This window comes from Variovorax sp. PDC80, assembly GCF_900115375.1.
Classification (GTDB): Bacteria; Pseudomonadota; Gammaproteobacteria; order Burkholderiales; family Burkholderiaceae_C; genus Variovorax.
Genome location: NZ_FOWG01000002.1, coordinates 346,372 through 363,885 on the forward strand (window position 1 = coordinate 346,372; position 17,514 = coordinate 363,885).

13 protein-coding genes are annotated in these 17,514 nt (G+C 67.7%); 10 read left to right on the forward strand and 3 right to left on the reverse strand.

All coding sequences use genetic code 11. From position 1 onward, the window contains the following. Positions 1 to 6: 6 nt before the first annotated feature. Positions 7 to 432, reverse strand: coding sequence for an NfeD family protein (locus BM109_RS07310; RefSeq protein ID WP_093341745.1), 426 nt, complete (start codon positions 430 to 432; stop codon positions 7 to 9). Positions 433 to 640: 208 nt separating this feature from the next. Here BM109_RS07310 and BM109_RS07315 point away from each other — a divergent pair, with 208 nt between their 5' ends. Next, positions 641 to 2,938 carry an arginine/lysine/ornithine decarboxylase gene (locus BM109_RS07315; RefSeq protein ID WP_093341746.1) on the forward strand — a complete coding sequence of 766 codons (2,298 nt, stop codon included), beginning with the start codon at positions 641 to 643 and terminating at the stop codon, positions 2,936 to 2,938. A gap of 47 nt (positions 2,939 to 2,985) precedes the next feature. Here BM109_RS07315 and BM109_RS07320 read toward each other — a convergent pair whose 3' ends face one another. Further along, on the reverse strand, positions 2,986 to 3,825 hold the full coding sequence (locus BM109_RS07320; RefSeq protein ID WP_093341748.1) for a DNA ligase: 840 nt from the start codon (positions 3,823 to 3,825) through the stop codon (positions 2,986 to 2,988). Between the two features lie 141 nt (positions 3,826 to 3,966). Beyond that, positions 3,967 to 4,749 (reverse strand): enoyl-ACP reductase FabI, encoded by a 783-nt coding sequence (gene fabI / locus BM109_RS07325; protein ID WP_093341750.1) that lies wholly within the window; start codon positions 4,747 to 4,749, stop codon positions 3,967 to 3,969. A gap of 38 nt (positions 4,750 to 4,787) precedes the next feature. Here fabI and BM109_RS07330 point away from each other — a divergent pair, with 38 nt between their 5' ends. From BM109_RS07330 to rbfA, 9 genes are all read left to right on the forward strand, one after another. After that, entirely contained in the window at positions 4,788 to 6,587 is a 1,800-nt protein-coding gene (locus BM109_RS07330; protein ID WP_093341752.1) for an extracellular solute-binding protein, read from the forward strand. Positions 6,588 to 6,627: 40 nt separating this feature from the next. Then, entirely contained in the window at positions 6,628 to 7,662 is a 1,035-nt protein-coding gene (locus BM109_RS07335) for a microcin C ABC transporter permease YejB (protein ID WP_093341754.1), read from the forward strand. A gap of 4 nt (positions 7,663 to 7,666) precedes the next feature. Next, positions 7,667 to 8,725 (forward strand): ABC transporter permease, encoded by a 1,059-nt coding sequence (locus BM109_RS07340; RefSeq protein ID WP_093341756.1) that lies wholly within the window; start codon positions 7,667 to 7,669, stop codon positions 8,723 to 8,725. Continuing rightward, the gene (locus BM109_RS07345; RefSeq protein ID WP_093341758.1) at positions 8,722 to 10,368 is read left to right on the forward strand and encodes an ABC transporter ATP-binding protein; all 1,647 of its coding nucleotides are present in this window, start codon (positions 8,722 to 8,724) and stop codon (positions 10,366 to 10,368) included. The genes BM109_RS07340 and BM109_RS07345 overlap by 4 nt, the downstream gene beginning before the upstream one ends. A 40-nt stretch (positions 10,369 to 10,408) precedes the next feature. Then, positions 10,409 to 11,629, forward strand: coding sequence for a YbfB/YjiJ family MFS transporter (locus BM109_RS07350; RefSeq protein WP_093341759.1), 1,221 nt, complete (start codon positions 10,409 to 10,411; stop codon positions 11,627 to 11,629). A 234-nt stretch (positions 11,630 to 11,863) separates the two neighbouring features. Beyond that, positions 11,864 to 12,508, forward strand: coding sequence for a ribosome maturation factor RimP (gene rimP / locus BM109_RS07355; RefSeq protein ID WP_093341761.1), 645 nt, complete (start codon positions 11,864 to 11,866; stop codon positions 12,506 to 12,508). A 16-nt stretch (positions 12,509 to 12,524) separates the two neighbouring features. Then, positions 12,525 to 14,009 (forward strand): transcription termination factor NusA, encoded by a 1,485-nt coding sequence (nusA, locus tag BM109_RS07360; protein WP_093341763.1) that lies wholly within the window; start codon positions 12,525 to 12,527, stop codon positions 14,007 to 14,009. A gap of 24 nt (positions 14,010 to 14,033) precedes the next feature. After that, positions 14,034 to 17,057: a translation initiation factor IF-2 gene (gene infB / locus BM109_RS07365; protein WP_093341765.1), complete on the forward strand. Its 3,024-nt coding sequence runs from the start codon at positions 14,034 to 14,036 to the stop codon at positions 17,055 to 17,057. An 84-nt stretch (positions 17,058 to 17,141) separates the two neighbouring features. After that, a complete protein-coding gene (gene rbfA, locus BM109_RS07370) occupies positions 17,142 to 17,513 on the forward strand; it encodes a 30S ribosome-binding factor RbfA (protein WP_093341767.1) in 372 nt (123 codons plus the stop codon). The last annotated feature ends 1 nt before the right edge of the window (position 17,514 follow it).

Below are 17,514 nucleotides of genomic sequence, written 5' to 3' on the forward strand. Positions count from 1 at the left end.
TTCTAGCTAGACCTTGTCGACCACCAGCCGGCTGCCGACGACCTCGACCACGCGGTGTTCGCCGGTGGAGGGCGCATGGCCCGCGCGCTGCACGACGGTCCACTGGGCGCCGCGGTAGCGCACGGTGGCGGTTCCGTCGGGGTTCCATGCCTCGACCTGCACGCTCTCGCCGATGTCGAGATTGAGGTCGCGGTTGGCTTCGGTGGGTGGGGGCGGCGGGCGCTTGCGCTGGATCGAGTACCAGGTCAGCACCGCCACCACGCCGACGACGGCGGCCACGAGCAGTTGCGTGACGGTGCCGAAGCCCAGGTGGGCGGAGATCGCCGCGGCGGCGAAACCGCCGGCCAGCAGCAGCAGGTAGACCGTGCCGGACAGGAGCTCGACCACGATTGCCGTGCCAGCGATCAACCACCAGATCGTGGAATTCGCCATGACATCTCCTCTGTAGTTGTTTCAGGCGACGCCATTCTGAGGCATGCGCTCCGGGTGGCCCGGACTCGCCTGCACTTTGTGGGGGCTCCCGGCGCGGCGGCGAAAAGCGTGTCGCACCGTCATTCGGCGGACATTCGGCGTGTCGGCGAATTCTTCATCTGAATTCCGTACACTTCGCGCCTCATTGCCTGTCCCGGAGCTCCGCCCCATGAAATTCCGCTTTCCCATCGTCATCATCGACGAGGACTTCCGCTCCGAGAACACCTCGGGCCTCGGTATCCGCGCGCTCGCGCAGGCCATCGAGACGGAGGGCTTCGAGGTGCTGGGCGTCACGAGCTACGGCGACCTGAGCCAGTTCGCTCAGCAGCAAAGCCGTGCCAGCGCCTTCATCCTGTCGATCGACGACGAGGAATTCACGGTCGGCCCCGACCTGGATCCGGCGGTGCTGAACCTGCGCAATTTCATCGGCGAAGTGCGGCGCAAGAACGCCGACGTGCCGATCTACATCTACGGCGAGACCAAGACCTCGCGCCACATCCCGAACGACATCCTGCGCGAGCTGCACGGCTTCATCCACATGTTCGAGGACACCCCCGAATTCGTGGCACGCCACATCATCCGCGAGGCCAAGAGCTACCTCGAGGGCGTGCAGCCGCCGTTCTTCAAGGCGCTGATCGACTACGCGGAAGACGGTTCGTACTCGTGGCACTGCCCGGGCCACTCGGGCGGCGTCGCCTTCCTCAAGAGCCCGGTGGGCCAGATGTTCCACCAGTTCTTCGGCGAGAACATGCTGCGCGCCGACGTCTGCAACGCGGTGGAGGAACTGGGCCAGTTGCTCGACCACACCGGCCCGGTGGCGGCCAGCGAGCGCAACGCGGCGCGCATCTTCAATGCCGACCACTGCTTCTTCGTGACCAACGGCACCAGCACCAGCAACAAGATGGTGTGGCACCACACGGTGGCGCCCGACGACGTGGTGGTGGTGGACCGCAATTGCCACAAGTCGATCCTGCACGCGATCATCATGACGGGCGCGATTCCCGTGTTCATGAAGCCCACGCGCAACCACTTCGGCATCATCGGCCCGATCCCCAAGAGCGAGTTCGAGCCCGAGGCCATCAAGGCCAAGATCAAGGCCAACCCGCTGCTGGCCGACGTCGATGCCAACAAGGTCAAGCCGCGCGTGATGACGCTCACGCAGTCGACCTACGACGGCGTGATCTACAACACCGAGACCATCAAGAACACGCTCGACGGCTATGTCGACACGCTGCACTTCGACGAGGCCTGGCTGCCGCACGCGGCCTTCCACCCGTTCTACGGCTCCTACCACGCGATGGGCAAGCGCCGCGTGCGGCCGAAGGAATCGCTGGTGTTCGCGACCCAGTCCACGCACAAGCTGCTGGCCGGCATCAGCCAGGCCAGCCACGTGCTGGTGCAGGACTCGCAGAATCGCCAGCTCGACCGCGACCTGTTCAACGAGGCCTACCTGATGCACTCGTCGACCAGCCCGCAGTACGCGATCATCGCGAGCTGCGACGTGGCCGCCGCGATGATGGAGCCGCCCGGCGGCACCGCGCTGGTGGAGGAGAGCATCCTCGAGGCGCTCGACTTCCGCCGCGCCATGCGCAAGGTCGAGGAGGAGTTCGGCAAGGATGAGTGGTGGTTCAAGGTCTGGGGCCCCGAGAAACTCGTGGACGAGGGCATCGGCGTCCCGGACGACTGGATCATGCACGGCGAGAAGAACGGCAAGAGCCGCTCGAAGAAGTCGCCGCGCAACTGGCACGGCTTCGGCGAGCTGGTCGACGGCTTCAACATGCTCGACCCGATCAAGTCGACCATCGTGACGCCGGGCCTGGACCTCGAGGGCAACTTCGCCGAGACCGGCATTCCCGCCAGCGTGGTGACCAAGTTCCTGGCCGAGCACGGCGTGATCGTCGAGAAGACCGGCCTCTACAGCTTCTTCATCATGTTCACCATCGGCATCACCAAGGGCCGCTGGAACACGCTGCTGACGGCGCTGCAGCAGTTCAAGGACGACTACGCGCGCAACCAGCCGATGTGGCGGATCATGCCGGAGTTCTGCCAGCAGCACACGGGCTACGAGCGCCTCGGCCTGCGCGACCTGTGCCAGCACATCCACCAGCTCTACGCGCGCTACGACGTGGCCCGCCTGACGACCGAGATGTACCTGAGCGACCTCACGCCGGCGATGAAGCCCAGCGACGCCTTCGCCCACATCGCGCACCGCAAGACCGAGCGCGTGGAGATCGACGAGCTCGAGGGCCGCATCACCACCAGCCTGATCACGCCGTACCCGCCGGGCATTCCGCTCTTGATTCCGGGCGAGGTCTTCAACAAGAAGATCGTCGACTACCTGAAGTTCTCGCGCGAGTTCAACACGCAGTGCCCGGGCTTCGAGACCGACATCCACGGCCTGGTGGCGCGCATCGACGAGACGGGCAAGAAGCGCTACTACGCGGACTGCGTGCGGAAGAGCGCCTGAGCGCCGGGGCCCAAAGCGGGCAGGGCGGGCAGGGTGCGAGGGGCGGCTCAGCCGTCCTCGCGCACGCGCATGAAGCGTGCGAAGCGCGGCAGCCCGCCGGCCGTGAGCCCGTTGTAGCGGTAGGTGACCCAGGTGCCGATCGCGGGCGGCTGCTCGCGCTCGGCATCGCTCAGGCCGGTGCCCAGCTTGAAGCGCTGGCCGCCGGGCATCTCGACCAGCAGCGCGCCGAGCCGGTGAGCGTGTTTGCCCTTGCCGGGCACGTGGCCGACCACGCGGGCTTCCGCGTCGTCATGCGTCTTGACCTTGAGCAGGTCGTTGTTGCGCTCGGCACGGTAGAGCGAGGCGCCGCGGTGCAGCATCAGGCCTTCGCCGCCCATCTTCACGGTCTTGTCGAGCAGTGCCTGCAGCGCCTCGGCCGTGGTCGCGCGCTCCTGCGGCACCGCCACCACCCAGGGCGCGTCGGTGATCGGCAGCAACTTGCGCAGCACGCCGAGGCGGGCCGTGAAGTCGCCGCCCTGGGCCGGCAGGTCGAACACCATGAACTTCATCTCGTGCCAGGCGACGTCGTTGGGCGTCTGGCTGCGCACGGTCGACACCGCATGCGCGAAGCGTCCGCGGCCGGCCCAGAGCTCGCCGTCGAGCGGCTGCCTGGGCAGCGCGGCGGTGAACCAGGCCGGCGCCAGGATGCGCTCGCCGCCGCGCGTGAAGAGCTGCCGGCCGTCCCAGTACGCGCGCACGCCGTCGTACTTCTCGCTGACCCAGTAGTCGGCCAGCGACATGCCCGGCTTGTAGACCTCGGCCAGCATCAGCGCGGGCGCGCCGGCGTGCGCCGGCAAGGTCAGCGCAAAGCCCAGGGTGGCGAGCAGCAGGGAACGTCGATGGAGCACGGGTGCTATGAAATGAGTAGCTGGAAACGACCGATGGATGCCCATTTGTGGCCGAAGTTCCTTCGCGAGACAAGCGCTGCGCGACCGGCGTGCATCGCCGTCCGACGGGCGCGAGAGCGCGCCCGGGAGCGGGCGTGCCGCTTACTCGGCCATGCCGCCGACGACGTTGCTGAAGCCGCCGTCGACGTAGGTGATCTCGGCCGTCACGCCGCTGGCGAGGTCGCTCAGCAGGAAGGCCGCCACGTTGCCGACTTCCTCGATCGTCACGTTGCGGCGGATCGGCGAGGCCTCGGCGACGGCGCCGAGCATCTTGCCGAAGCCCTTGATGCCGCTGGCCGCGAGCGTCTTGATCGGACCGGCGCTGATGCCGTTGACGCGCACGCCCTTCGGACCCAGCGAGGCCGCCGTGTAGCGCACCGAGGCCTCGAGCGAGGCCTTGGCCAGGCCCATGGTGTTGTAGTTGGGCAGCGCGCGTTCGGCGCCCAGGTAGGTCAGCGTGAGCAGGGCCGACTTGTCATTGAGGTAGGGCTGCGCGGCCTTGGCCATGGCCGGGAAGCTGTAGGCGCTGATGTCGTGCGCGATGCGGAAGCCCTCGCGCGAGAGGCCCTCGAGGAAGTCGCCCGCGATCGCCTCGCGCGGCGCGAAGCCGATGCTGTGCACGAAGCCGTCGAAGGTCGGCCAGACCTGCGACAGGTCGGCGAACAGCTTCTCGATCTGGGCATCGTCGCCGACGTCGCAGTCGAAGATCAGCGTCGAGCCGAAGTCGGCCGCGAACTCGGTGATGCGGTCCTTGAAGCGCTCGCCGACATAGCTGAAGGCGAGCTCGGCACCCTGTTCATGGCAGGCCTTGGCGATGCCGTAGGCGATGGAGCGGTTGCTCAGCACGCCGGTGATCAGGAGTTTTTTGCCGGAAAGAAAGCCCATGGAGTTGCCTCGTGAAAATCTCGGGGCAGAATTCTCGCATGCGAGGTTGGCTGCTCTGGTTCGGTTTGGCGCTCTCGGCGGCCCCTTCGTGGGCCGCCCATGCGTACGCGCAATTCGGCGACGTCAAGTACGCGCCGGGCTTCACGCACTTCGAGTACGTGAATCCGAACGCCCCCAAGGGCGGTGAATTCAGGCTGGTGCCGCCGACCCGGCCCACCAATTTCGACAAGTTCAACCCGTTCACGCTCAAGGGCACCGGGCCCTCGGGCCTCGGCCAGCTGATGTTCGAGAGCCTGATGACCGGCAACTCGGAGGAGCCGACCACCGCCTACGGCCTGCTGGCCGAAGACATCGACGTGGCGCCCGACGGCCTCTCGGCCACCTTCAGGCTCAACCCCAAGGCCCGCTTCAACGACGGCTCGCCGGTGCTGGCGGCCGACGTGGTCTATTCGTTCCAGACCCTGATCGGCCCGCTCGCGGCCCCGCAGTACAAGACCATCTATGCCGAGGTCAAGAAGGCGAGTGCGGTCGACGAGCGCACGGTGCGCTTCGACTTCGCGAGCCCGAACCGCGAGCTGCCGCTGGTGGTCGGCGGCATGGCGGTGTTCAGCCGCAAATGGGGCGGCGGCAAGCCCTTCGACCAGATCGTGACCGAGGTGCCGATCGCCTCCGGCCCCTACAGGCCCGCGAGCGACCGCCTGGGCCGCGACATCACCTACGTGCGCCGCGCCGACTACTGGGGCGTCGATTTGCCGGTGCGCAAGGGGATGTTCAACTTCGATCGCGTCGCCTACAAGGTCTACCTCGACGAGACCGCGCGCTTCGAGGGCCTGAAGGCCGGCGAGTTCGACTTCATGCGCGAGTTCGTCTCGCGCAACTGGGCGCGCCAGTACAAGGGCAAGCAGTTCGACAACGGCGAGATCGCCAAGCGCGCCTTCGAGAACCACAACCCCGGCGACTTCCAGGGCTACATCTTCAACACGCGCCGCGACAAGTTCAAGGACGTGCGCGTGCGACAGGCCATCGCTCTCGCGATGGACTTCGAGTGGCTCAACCGCCAGCTCTTCTACGGCATCTACACCCGCGTGCAGGGCTACTTCCCGAACAGCGACTTCCATGCCGACGGCCTGCCCGGGCCGGACGAGCTGGCGCTGATGGAGCCGCTGCGCGCCAAGCTCAAGCCCGAGGTGTTCGGTCCCGCGCCGGTGCCGGCGAGCACCGATCCGCCCGGCAGCCTGCGCGAGAACCTGCGCAAGGCGAGGGCGCTTTTGGCCGAGGCCGGCTGGACCTACCGCGACGGCGCGCTGCGCAACGCGAAGAACGAGGCCTTCACCATCGAATTCCTCAACGACCAGCCCTCGCTGATCCGCGTGGCGACGCCGCTGCAGACCGCGCTCAAGAAGCTGGGCATCGAGATGAGCTTTCGCACCGTCGACTTCTCGCTCTCGCAGCAGCGCATGCAGAACTACGACTTCGACATGACCTCGATGCGGCTGCCGGGCAACACCGCGCCGGGCGGCGAGCTGTTCGAGTTGTTCGGCTCGAAGTCGGCCGAGACGCCGGGCTCCTCCAACTACTGGGGCATCGCCGATCCGGCGGTCGACGCCATCGTCGGCAAGGTGGTGACGGCCACCACGCGCCCCGAGCTCACCACCGCCTTGCGCGTGCTCGACCGCGTGCTGTCGGCCGGCTACTACTCGATCCCGATGTACTACGGCAGCGCCTTCCTGGTCGGCTACCGGCCGGCCGGCGTGGTGCTGCCGCCGACGATACCGCCGTACTACGATGTCGGCGATTGGGCCCTCGCGACATGGTGGGCCTCGCCGGCCAACAAGTAGCGCCCGCCGCACGAGAAGAGATCCGGAGCACGACACCCGCATGGCCAGCTACATCCTCAAGCGACTGCTGCTGATGATTCCCACGCTCCTGGGCGTGCTGATCATCACCTTCGGCGTGATCCAGTTCGTGCCGGGCGGTCCGGTCGAGCAGATGGTGGCGCAGTTGCAGGGCCGCGATTCGGGCGGCGAGCGGGCCGCGAGCAGCGGTGCCGGCTACCGCGGCCGCCAGGGCCTCGATCCGCAGCGCATCGAGGAGATCAAGAAGCTCTACGGCTTCGACAAGCCGGCCCACGAACGCCTGTGGACCATGCTCAAGTCCTTCGCGCGCTTCGACCTCGGCACCAGCTTCTACCAGCGCAAGGACGTGTGGGAACTGGTCAAGGAGAAGATGCCGGTCTCCATCAGCCTGGGCCTGTGGACCTTCTTCATCAGCTACCTGATCGCGGTGCCGCTGGGCGTGGCCAAGGCGGTGCGCGCGGGCTCGCGCTTCGACTTCTTCACCACGCTGATCGTGCTCGTGGGCTATGCCATCCCGGGCTTCGTGCTCGGCGTGGCGCTGCTGGTGATCTTCGGCGGCCAGCTGCAGTGGTTCCCGCTGCGCGGCCTCACCTCGCCGAACTGGGAGAGCCTGAGCTGGGGCGCGCGCATCGTCGACTACCTCTGGCACATCGCGTTGCCGGTCACGGCCATGGTGATCGGCAGCTTCGCCGTGACGGCGATGCTGACCAAGAACTCCTTCCTCGAGGAGATCCGCAAGCAGTACGTGCTGACCGCGCGCGCCAAGGGCCTCGCCGAGCGGCAGGTGCTCTGGAAGCACGTGTTCCGCAACGCGCTGATCCCGATCATCACGGGCTTTCCGGCCGCCTTCATCGGCGCCTTCTTCACCGGCTCGCTGCTGATCGAGACCCTGTTCACGCTCGACGGCCTGGGCCTCTTGAGCTACGAGAGCGTGATCCGGCGCGACTACCCGGTGGTACTGGGCACGCTCTACCTGTTCACGCTGATCGGGCTGGTGACCAAGCTGATTTCCGATCTCTGCTACGTCTGGGTCGATCCGAGGGTGAAGTTTGACTGAATCGATGCCCACTCCCGCCGCGCCGCGTCCGCCGGCCAAGTCGGACAGCCCGGGTCGGCGCGCCTGGCGCCGTTTCCGCCGCAATCCGCTGGGCTTCTGGAGCCTGGTCCTGTTCTCCGTGCTGGTGGTGCTGAGCCTGTTCGCCGAGCTGCTGTCCACCGACAAGCCGCTGGTGGTGCGCTACGAGGGCCAGACCTACTTCCCGGTGCTGCGCGACTATTCCGAGAAGACCTTCGGCGGCGACTTCGAGACCCCGGCCGACTACCTCGATCCCTTCATCCGCGACCGCATCACGGCCGGCGCCAACTGGGCGCTCTACGCACCCAATCCCTACGGCCCGCGCACGCTCAACTACTTCGCGAAGCAACCCAACCCGGCCGCACCCTCGGGCGAGAACCTGCTGGGCACCGACGACCGCGGGCGCGACCTGCTGGCGCAACTGATCTACGGCTTTCGCGTCAGCGTGCTGTTCGCGCTGGCACTCACGGTCGTGGGCGTGGTGCTGGGCATCGCCATCGGCGCGATCCAGGGCTTCTTCGCGGGCAAGACCGACCTGTTCCTGCAGCGGCTGCTCGAGATCTGGGGATCGATGCCCGAGCTCTACCTGCTGATCATCTTCAGTGCCATCTTCACGCCCAGCGTGCTGCTGCTGCTGGTGCTGCTGAGCCTGTTCGGCTGGATGGCGCTGGCCGACTACGTGCGCGCCGAGTTCCTGCGCAACCGCCAGATGGACTACGTGCGCGCCGCGCGCGCGCTCGGCGTGAGCAACCTGCAGATCATGCGGCGCCACATCCTGCCCAACAGCATGGTGCCGGTCGTCACCTTCCTGCCGTTCCGCATGAGCGCTGCCATCCTCGCGCTGACCTCGCTCGACTTCCTCGGGCTCGGCGTGCCGCCGGGCACGCCCTCGCTGGGCGAGCTGCTCAACCAGGGCAAGGCGAACATCGACGCCTGGTGGATCTCGATGTCCACCTTCGGCGTGCTGGTCTTCACCCTGATGCTGCTGACCTTCATGGGCGACGCGCTGCGCGACGCCCTCGATCCACGGAAGGCCGACAAGTGAAGCCGGGCGAATCCTCCCTCGCGGCCGGCGCGCCGCTGCTCGACGTGCGCGGCCTGCGCGTGGCCTTCGCCGGCAAGCCGGTGGTCCATGGCGTCGATTTCCGGATCGCGGCCGGCGAGAAGTTCGCGCTGGTGGGCGAGTCGGGCTCGGGCAAGACCGTCACCGCGCTGTCGCTGCTGCGGCTGGTGCAGAACGCCGAGCTCTCGGGTTCGGCGCGGCTGTTCGATGCCGGGCGTGCGCAGGACGGGCGCGACCTGCTGTCGATCCCCGAGCGCGAGCTGCGCGGCATCCGCGGCAAGGAGATCGCGATGATCTTCCAGGAGCCGATGACCGCGCTCAACGCGCTCTACAGCGTGGGCGACCAGATCGCCGAGGTGCTGCAGCTGCACGAGGGCCTGCCGGCACGCGCCGCGCAGGAGGCCGCGGTGCAGCTGCTGGCCGACACCGGCATTCCCGAACCGGCGCGGCGCGCGCGCGCGCTGCCGCACCAGCTCTCGGGCGGCCAGCGCCAGCGCGCCATGATCGCCATGGCATTGGCCTGCCGGCCGCGCCTGTTGCTGGCCGACGAGCCGACCACCGCGCTCGACGTGACGGTGCGCGCCCAGATCCTCGAACTGCTGGCCGAGCTGCAGCGCAAGTACGGCATGGCGGTGCTGCTGATCACCCACGACCTGAACCTGGTGCGCCATTTCGCCGACCGCGTCGCGGTGATGGAGCAGGGCCACATCGTCGAGCACGGCCCGGTGGCGACCGTGTTCGAGGCGCCGCAACACCCCTACACGCGCAAGCTGATCGATAGCCATCCCACGCGCGACGTGACGCCCGCGCCGGCGCGGCCCGACGCGGCGCCGATCCTCTCGGCCACGGGCTTGCGCGTGAGCTACCCGGTGCCCAGGCCCGGCTTCGCCGGCTGGTTCGGCAAGGGCGAGTTCGTGGCGGTGCAGGGCGCCGAGTTCCGCATCGCGCCCGGCGAAACCCTGGGCGTGGTCGGCGAGTCGGGCTCGGGCAAGTCGACCCTGGCACTGGCCGCGCTGGGGCTGCTGCGCTTCCAGGGCGCGCTGAAGGTCGAGGGGCAGGGCTGGGGGCAGGGCCAGGCTTCGGACCTCGCGTTGCGGCGCGCGATGCAGGTGGTGTTCCAGGACCCGTTCTCCTCGCTCTCGCCGCGCATGACCGTCGAGCAGATCGTCGGCGAGGGCCTGCTGGTGCATGCGCCCGAGCTCAAGGCGTCCGACCGGCGCGCGCGGGCGCTGCAGGCGCTGGCCGACGTCGGGCTCACCGAGGCGCAGTTCCCGGCGCTGCTCGACCGCTATCCGCACGAGTTCTCGGGCGGGCAGCGGCAGCGGCTGGCGATCGCGCGCGCGCTGATCGTCGATCCGCGCCTGCTGGTGCTCGACGAGCCCACCAGCGCGCTCGACGTCACGATCCAGAAGCAGGTGCTGGGGCTGCTGCAGCGGCTGCAGCGCGAACGCGGGCTGAGCTATCTGCTGATCACGCACGACGTGGAGGTGATCCGCGCCATGGCGCACCAGGTCATCGTCATGAAGGACGGGGCGATCCTCGAATCGGGCCCGGTCGACCGGGTGCTCGACGCGCCCGAACACCCCTACACGCAGAAACTGGTGGCCGCCGCGCAACTGGCCTGACGGCGAACGCGACCCACAACAACGAGCATTGCGCGAAAAGATGTCGGAAATCGGACAAGACAGGCGCGGCGCCTGGCGGGCGGCGCTCGCCTGCATGGTGACGCTGGCGGTGGCCATGGGGCTGGGGCGCTTCGCCTTCACGCCGATGCTGCCGATCATGCTGCACGAGGGCAAGCTCGAGCTCGAGGCCGGCGGGCTGCTGGCCTCGCTCAACTACCTCGGCTATTTCGTCGGCGCGGTGAGCTGCGCCGCCATCGGCGTGCGCGCCAAGACCATGGTGCGCGGCGGCCTGCTGGCCACCGCCGTGCTGCTGATCGGCATGGGGCTCTTGCACAGCTTCGGTGCCTGGGGCGTGCTGCGCGCGGCGGCCGGGGTGATGAGCGCCTGGGTGTTCGTGTTCGCCTCGAGCTGGGGCCTGCGCCGGCTGGCCGAAACGCGTTCGCCGGCGCTCGGTGGCGTGATCTACACCGGCCCCGGCGTCGGCATCGCCATGACGGGGCTGCTGGGCGGGGCACTCGGCCGCTGGGGATCGGAAACCGGCTGGATCGGCCTGGGCCTGCTGGCGCTGGTGCTGATCGCGGTGATCTGGCGCGTCTTCAACGATGGCGAGCAGGCCGTGGCCGGCGGCGCGGCGCCGGCGCCGGTCGCGGTACCGAGCGCGCAGGACTCGGCCGCGGCGCGCGCCGACGCCCTCTGGCTGGTGGCGCTCTACGGGCTGGCGGGCTTCGGCTACATCATCACCGCCACCTTCCTGCCGGTGATCGCGCGCCAGGCGCTGCCGGGCTCGTTCTGGCCCGACTATTTCTGGCCGCTGTTCGGCGCGGCCATCATCCCGGGCGCCCTGATCGGGGCGCGCGCGCCGGTGCACTGGGACAACCGGCTGCTGCTGGCGATCGCCTATGCGCTGCAGGCGGTCGGGGTGGTGCTGTCGGTGGCCTGGCCCAGCGTGGTCGGCTTCGCCCTCGGCAGCCTGCTGCTGGGCATGCCGTTCACCGCCATCACGCTGTTCGCGGTGCGCGACGCGCGCCGGCTGCGCGGCAACGCGGCGGCCGGGCTGATCGGCTATGCCACCGCCTCGTACGGCGTGGGGCAGATCATCGGCCCGCTGTTCGCGGCGCCGCTGGCGCAGCGCACCGGTTCGTTCCAGATTCCGCTGCTGGTGGCGGCGGCCGCGCTGGCGCTGGGCGCAGTGCTTTTCGCGGCCGTCTGGGCACGTTCCAGGCGGGTCGCCGCCGCCCGCGAAAGGGCCGCCACGCCCTGAGCTGCGAACGGGTGTGGCCCGTGTGCAGAAGTGCCCCTTCATTTATCACAGAAGTGGCATATAATTCGAGGCTCACGACCAAACGGGCGGGTACCAACCGCCCGTTTTTTTTGGTCCATCCGTTCTCGGATCGCTGGGCAAGACCCGGTTTCTCACGGATTTTTTATCGATCGCGCGGTACCTGGCGGGCGGGTCCTGCGCATCGTTGACTGAATAAAAGGCACCTTCGAACACGTGGCATTGCAGCAGACAGTGGAACAAACCGTGGCCGGTCTCGGCTACGACCTGGTCGAGATCGAACGCTCGGCGGGAGGATTGCTGCGCGTGACGATTGATTTGCCGTGGACGGCCCCCACATCGGAGGCTCTCGCCGCCGGCACGCCCGAGCCCTTCGTCACGGTCGAGGACTGCGAGAAGGTCACGCGACAGCTCCAGTTCGCGCTCGAGGTGGATGGCGCCGACTACAAGCGGCTCGAGGTGTCCTCGCCGGGTATCGACCGTCCGCTGCGCCACGAGAAGGATTTCGAGCGCTTCGAGGGCGAGGTGATCGACATCACGCTGAAGGCGCCGATCGGCGAGGCGGCGGCCGGCCAGGTGTCGGCCAATCGCAAGAAGTTTCGCGGCACGCTCGAGCGGGCCGCACAGGCGGAAGGGGCCGACGGCCCTCAGGGCTGGCAGATCGTCTGGAGCGACGAGCCGGAGCCCAAGCCGGGTCAGAAAGTCAGCAGGAAGCGCGCGCCGGCACCGTTGCAGGCGCTGGGCTTCGTGCTGGACGAGCTGCGCGAAGCGCGGCTGGCACCCATCGTGGATTTCAAGGGGCGCAAGCCCAGGGCCCGTCAGGGCTCGCAGGACATTGGCGGAACAAAGGTTCCGGACTGACTAGAGGAGTGGTGGCATGAATCGCGAAATGTTGATGTTGGTGGATGCGATCTCGCGCGAGAAGAACGTCGAGCGTGACGTCGTCTTCGGCGCGGTCGAGTCCGCGCTGGCGCAGGCCACCAAGAAGCTGTACCAGGGCGAGGTGGACATCCGCGTCGCCGTCGACCGCGACAGCGGCGACTACGAGACCTTCCGTCGCTGGCACGTGGTGCCCGACGAAGCCGGCCTGCAGCAGCCCGACCAGGAAATCCTGCTGTTCGAGGCCAAGGAAGAGATGCCCGACATCGAGGTCGACGAGTACATCGAGGAATCGGTGGACTCGGTGCCGATCGGCCGCATCGGCGCCATGGCCGCCAAGCAGGTGATCCTGCAGAAGATCCGCGACGCCGAGCGCGAGATGCTGCTCAACGACTTCATGTCGCGCGGCGACAAGATCTTCGTGGGCACCGTCAAGCGCCTGGACAAGGGCGACATCATCGTCGAGGCCGGCCGCGTCGAGGGCCGCCTGCGCCGCAGCGAGATGATCGCCAAGGAAAACCTGCGCAACGGCGACCGCGTGCGCGCCATGATCATGGAGGTCGACCTGACGCTGCGCGGCGCGCCGATCATCCTGTCGCGCTCGGCCCCCGAGTTCATGATCGAGTTGTTCCGCCAGGAAGTGCCCGAGATCGAACAGGGCCTGCTCGAGATCAAGAGCTGCGCTCGCGACCCCGGTTCGCGCGCCAAGATCGCCGTGCTCTCGCATGACAAGCGTGTCGACCCGATCGGCACCTGCGTCGGCGTGCGCGGCACGCGCGTCAACGCCGTGACCAACGAGCTCGCCGGCGAGCGCGTGGACATCGTGCTGTGGAGCGAGGATCCGGCCCAATTCGTGATCGGCGCCCTGGCGCCGGCCAACGTATCGTCCATCGTGGTGGACGAGGAAAAGCACGCCATGGACGTGGTGGTCGACGAGGAAAACCTCGCGATCGCGATCGGCCGTGGCGGCCAGAACGTGCGTCTGGCTTCCGAGCTCACCGGCTGGAAGATCAACATCATGGACGCCAACGAGTCGGCCCAGAAGCAGGCGAACGAAACCGACGCCGCGCGCCGCCTGTTCATGGAGAAGCTCGACGTCGACGAGGAAATCGCGGACATCCTGATCTCCGAGGGCTTCACCAGCCTCGAGGAAGTGGCCTACGTGCCGATCTCCGAGATGCTCGAGATCGAAGCCTTCGACGAAGACACGGTCAACGAACTGCGCTCGCGTGCCAAGGATGCGCTGCTGACCATGGAAATCGCCAAGGAAGAGGGCGTCGATACCGTCTCGCAGAACCTGCGCGACCTCGAAGGCCTGAACCCCGACCTGATTCCGAAGCTGGCCGAGGCGGGGGTGAACACCCGCGACGACCTGGCCGACCTCGCGGTCGATGAACTCACCGAGATCACCGGCCTGAGCGCCGATGACGCCAAAACCCTCATCTTGAAGGCCCGCGAACACTGGTTCGCTGGCCAAGAGTGATGGTCATGGAGGCACGAAACGAATATGTCCAGTACCACTGTCGCCGAGTTCGCGAATGAACTCAAGAAGACTCCCGAAACCTTGCTCGATCAGCTTCGCAGCGCCGGCGTGCCCAAAGCGGCCGCCAGCGACGCGCTGACCGAGTCGGACAAGCAGCGCCTGCTCGGTTTCCTGAAGGCCAGCCACGGCACTGTCGAGCCCGAGCGCAAGAAGATCACGTTGACCAAGAAGTCGACCAGCGAGATCAAGCAGGCCGACGCCACCGGTCGCGCCCGCACGATCCAGGTCGAGGTGCGCAAGAAGCGCACCTTCATTCAGCGCGACGAAGGCCCCGCGGGTGCCGTCGAGGCCCCGGCACCGGTTGCCGCCGCGCCCGTCGCCGCGCCGGCCGAGCCGGCCGCGCCGCGCATCGATGAAGCCGAACTCGCCCGCCGCGAGGAGGAAGCCCGCCGCCAGGCCGAGCTGATCCGCCGCCAGGAAGAAGAGCTGGCCGAGAAGCGTCGCCAGCGCGAGGAAACCGAAGCGCGCGAACGCGAGAAGGTCGAACGCGCCGAGCAGGCCGAACAGGCCGAGCAGGCACGCCAGGAAGCCGCGCAGGCGGCTCGCCAGGAAGCCCAGAAGAAGGCCGAGACGGCCGCCGAAGCGGCCAAGCCGGTCGCCCGCAGCTCCGCCAACAGCGCCGCCAAGGCCGAGGCCGAAGTCGCCGCGCTGAAGGAAGCCGCGGAAGCGCAGGTCGTCGCCGCCAAGCAGGCCGCCGAGGCCAAGGCCGCGGCCCAGGCCGCCGCCACGCAGGCCAAGGAAGACGCGAAGGCCAAGGCCGCCGCCGAGTCCAAGGCCCGTGCCGACGAGGAAGCCGCGCGTGCGCGCGATCTCGACGAGCGCCGCCGCAAGGCCCTGGCCGAAGCCGAGGCCATCCGCGCCATGATGAATGCACCGGCCCGCGTGCTGGTGCCGCACAAGGTCGAGAAGCCGGTGGCCGAGGTCAAGCCCGCCGGTGGCGTCAAGGGCACGCTGCACAAGCCGACCGCGCCCGCGGCCCGCGCCGGAGCTCCGGCCGCGCCGGGTGCTGCGGCCGCGCCCGCCGGCGGTGCCGCCGGCAAGGAAGTGAAATCGGCCAAGCTCTCCTCGAGCTGGGCCGGCGACACCGCCAAGAAGAAGGAAATCAAGACCCGCGGCGACGCGAGCGGTGGCGTGGGCCGTGGCAACTGGCGCGGCGGTCCGCGCGGACGCCGCGGCAACGACCGTGGCCACGACGACCAGCAGCACGCACCGGCAGCACCGGTCGAGGCCCGCATCATCGAGGTGCACGTGCCGGAAACCATCACGGTGTCCGAGCTCGCGCACAAGATGTCGGTCAAGGCGTCCGAGGTGATTAAGCAGCTGATGAAGCTGGGCCAGATGGCCACGATGAACCAGGCGCTCGACCAGGACACCGCGATGATCGTGGTGGAGGAAATGGGTCACAACGCGGTGGTTGCCGCGCTCGACGATCCCGAAGCCTTCACCGACGAGGACGTGTCGGCGCAAACCGCCGAAGCCCTGCCGCGCGCACCGGTCGTGACCGTCATGGGTCACGTCGACCACGGCAAGACCTCGCTGCTGGACTACATCCGCCGCGCCAAGGTGGCCGCGGGCGAAGCCGGCGGCATCACGCAGCACATCGGTGCCTACCACGTGGAAACCGAACGCGGCATGGTGTCGTTCCTCGACACCCCGGGTCACGAGGCGTTCACCGCCATGCGTGCCCGCGGTGCGCAGGCCACCGACATCGTGATCCTGGTGGTGGCGGCCGACGACGGCGTCATGCCCCAGACCAAGGAAGCCATCAAGCACGCGAAGGCGGCGGGTGTGCCGATCGTGGTCGCGATCAACAAGATCGACAAGCCCGATGCCAACCTGGACCGCGTGAAGCAGGAACTGGTGGCCGAAGAGGTGGTGCCCGAGGAGTACGGCGGCGACGTTCCGTTCGTCGGCGTCTCGGCCAAGACCGGCCAGGGCATCGACGACCTGCTCGAACAGGTGCTGCTGCAGGCCGAAGTGCTGGAACTCAAGGCGCCGGTGGATGCCGCCGCCAAGGGCCTGGTCATCGAAGCGCAGCTCGACAAGGGCCGCGGCCCGGTCGCGACCGTGCTGGTGCAGTCCGGCACGCTCAAGACCGGCGACGTGGTGCTGGCCGGCTCGACCTATGGCCGCGTGCGCGCCATGCTCGACGAGGACGGCAAGCCGACCAAGACGGCCGGTCCGTCGATCCCGGTCGAGATCCAGGGCCTGACCGAAGTGCCGCAGGCCGGCGACGAGTTCATGGTGATGAGCGACGAGCGCCGTGCGCGCGAAATCGCCACCTACCGTGCCGGCAAGTTCCGCAACACCAAGTTGGCGAAGCTGCAGGCCGCGAACCTGCAGAACATGTTCACCGACCTGTCGGCGGGCGAAGTGCAGACGCTGCGCATCATCATCAAGGCCGACGTGCAGGGCTCGCAGGAAGCGCTCGCGCAATCGCTGCTCAAGCTCGCGACCGACGAGGTCAAGGTGCAGGTGGTGTATGCAGGCGTGGGCGGCATCAGCGAAAGCGACATCAACCTCGCGATCGCCTCGAAGGCGGTGGTGATCGGCTTCAACGTGCGTGCCGATGCCGGCGCGCGCAAGCTGGCCGAGGGCAATGGTGTCCAGCTCAACTACTACAGCATCATTTACGACGCGGTGGACGAGATCAAGGTCGCCATGTCGGGCATGCTGGCACCGGAGCGCCGCGAGGAAATCATCGGCTCGGCCGAGATCCGCACGGTGTTCGTGGCCTCGAAGATCGGTACTGTTGCCGGTTCGTACGTCACCTCGGGCTATGTCACCCGCAGCTCGCATTTCCGCCTGTTGCGCGACAACGTGGTGGTCTACACCGGCGAAGTCGACTCGCTCAAGCGCATGAAGGACGATGTCCGCGAAGTGCGCGAAGGCTTCGAGTGCGGTATCAAGCTCAAGAACTACAACGACATCAAAGAGGGCGATCAGCTCGAGTTCTTCGAAATCAAGGAGATCGCCCGGACGCTGTAAACGGACGGTCGAACGCGCAGGTCGCGAAGCGCCAAGCTTCGCGATCTGCGCTTTCCACATCCGGGAACGCTTCCGCATTCGCCAATGCCCAAAAGAAAAGCCGCTACTCCCAACCGCGCCTTCAAGGTCGCCGATCAGATCCAGCGCGATCTGACGGAGCTGATCGCGCGCGAGTTGAAGGACCCGCGCGTGGGCATGGTCACGTTGCAGGCGGTGGAAGTCACGCCCGACTATGCGCACGCGAAGATCTTCTTCAGCCTGCTCACCGGCGACGTGGACGAGACCACCGAAGCGCTCAACCAGGCCGCGGGTTTCCTGCGCAACGGCCTGTTCAAGCGCCTGCACATCCATACCGTGCCCACGCTGCACTTCGTGTTCGACCGCACCACCGAGCGTGCCGCCGACATGAACGCGCTGATCGCGCAGGCCGTCGCTTCGCGTTCGAAAGACGACTAGC

Bases quoted from the DNA above. Each gene is read 5' to 3' on its own strand.
- BM109_RS07310 (WP_093341745.1), bottom strand. From the start codon at position 432: ATGGCGAATTCCACGATCTGGTGGTTGATCGCTGGCACGGCAATCGTG.
- BM109_RS07315 (WP_093341746.1), top strand. From the start codon at position 641: ATGAAATTCCGCTTTCCCATCGTCATCATCGACGAGGACTTCCGCTCC.
- fabI (WP_093341750.1), bottom strand. From the start codon at position 4,749: ATGGGCTTTCTTTCCGGCAAAAAACTCCTGATCACCGGCGTGCTGAGC.
- BM109_RS07330 (WP_093341752.1), top strand. From the start codon at position 4,788: ATGCGAGGTTGGCTGCTCTGGTTCGGTTTGGCGCTCTCGGCGGCCCCT.
- BM109_RS07335 (WP_093341754.1), top strand. From the start codon at position 6,628: ATGGCCAGCTACATCCTCAAGCGACTGCTGCTGATGATTCCCACGCTC.
- BM109_RS07340 (WP_093341756.1), top strand. From the start codon at position 7,667: ATGCCCACTCCCGCCGCGCCGCGTCCGCCGGCCAAGTCGGACAGCCCG.
- BM109_RS07350 (WP_093341759.1), top strand. From the start codon at position 10,409: ATGTCGGAAATCGGACAAGACAGGCGCGGCGCCTGGCGGGCGGCGCTC.
- nusA (WP_093341763.1), top strand. From the start codon at position 12,525: ATGAATCGCGAAATGTTGATGTTGGTGGATGCGATCTCGCGCGAGAAG.
- infB (WP_093341765.1), top strand. From the start codon at position 14,034: ATGTCCAGTACCACTGTCGCCGAGTTCGCGAATGAACTCAAGAAGACT.
- rbfA (WP_093341767.1), top strand. From the start codon at position 17,142: ATGCCCAAAAGAAAAGCCGCTACTCCCAACCGCGCCTTCAAGGTCGCC.